Here is a 1,251-nt window from a genome sequence, read left to right on the forward strand (position 1 = left end):
ACCAGGACTTACGCAACTGTCACAAGCAATGGCGCGGTGTAGCCGTGCCGCGCGTCAAACAACTAGGCAATAAACATGGGAACATCCGGGCGTTTTAGTTGCTGAACTAAATAATTTGATAACAATCCATGCTTAATTTGATAAATTGTTTGACCAGTTTTATAAGCTAAATCTTTGAGCCTAAGCCAGACTAAAATAGCGCAAGCAATATGATTTCTTTGAATACGACCCTTACGACATTGACATGATTCAATGCCAGTTAATTGTTTTAATTCTCGGTGAAACTCTTCAACTTGCAATCGTTCCTTACACACTTTTTGTACAACGTTCGTAGAACCTTGAGATAAATCGTTTGTAGCGATAAAATCCGTTCTGTCGGTGGAGACAGTTACCCGGAACAGTTTCACTTTTTTCGCACCTGGAAACTTTTTTATTTTAACTAATTTTCCTGATTCTAACTCTTTTTCATTCCAAGATAATAATTCAATTCTTTTATAATCTTTTTGCCCTGACGTATCATCAACGAGTCGATTACGTTTCAGAGGGCAATAATAATATTTCCCTAACCCATCAATATATAACATCAAGTTATTTGTCGCATACCAGGTGTCCATCAAGACGGCTTTAAATGGTAAATTCTTATGGTACACAAGGTTTTGCAGCATCTCTGTTACATGTTCTATCTTTGTTTTGCCATCTCTATCTGGGTCATAAATTCGATAGTCAACTACCCAAAACTTTCCGATTTCATGATTGACATATACACAATTTACTAGCCCAATCCCTTGAATTACACCATGCTCGTTGCCACTATATTGACGTTTACTTGGCTCTATTTCAATAGCGTATCGTTTATCAATTACTGTGTCATCAAAAACCAAATAAGCATTATCATTTATTTCTATTAAATCTTTGACATTATCCCAAAGAATCCGAGGTGTTAATTTTTCGTTATTTAAATAACGGTTGATTTTATCATGACTGATCTGCTCTAAATGCTCCGCCAAATTTGTGAGCGTATAATTAATCTGACTACTTAACAAGTACTGGCAATAATTAAGTTTAGTAAATCTCATAAACCTACAGGATTTATTTTATGCATCCTCAGCTAATTTTCTCATGATTTGATGAATACTTAACACAGCCGATTACTGTTACTAATTTCAGCAATGTCCTCTGAGTACGTCACCCCTTTATAGTACATATCTACTATAATAATGCGATCGCGCTGTGCCAGTTGCGTAAGTCCTG

1 protein-coding gene is annotated in these 1,251 nt (G+C 36.0%); it reads right to left on the minus strand.

Going from position 1 to position 1,251, the window contains the following annotated elements; all coding sequences use genetic code 11:
- Window positions 1-62: 62 nt before the first annotated feature.
- Window positions 63-1,076, minus strand: a complete 1,014-nt coding sequence (locus RMY63_RS41650; protein WP_322734266.1) for a transposase — start codon at window positions 1,074-1,076, stop codon at window positions 63-65.
- Window positions 1,077-1,251: the final 175 nt, after the last annotated feature.

This window comes from Nostoc sp. ChiQUE01b (assembly GCF_034531255.1).
GTDB lineage: Bacteria > Cyanobacteriota > Cyanobacteriia > Cyanobacteriales > Nostocaceae > Nostoc.

Bases quoted from the DNA above. Each gene is read 5' to 3' on its own strand.
- RMY63_RS41650 (WP_322734266.1), bottom strand. From the start codon at position 1,076: ATGAGATTTACTAAACTTAATTATTGCCAGTACTTGTTAAGTAGTCAG.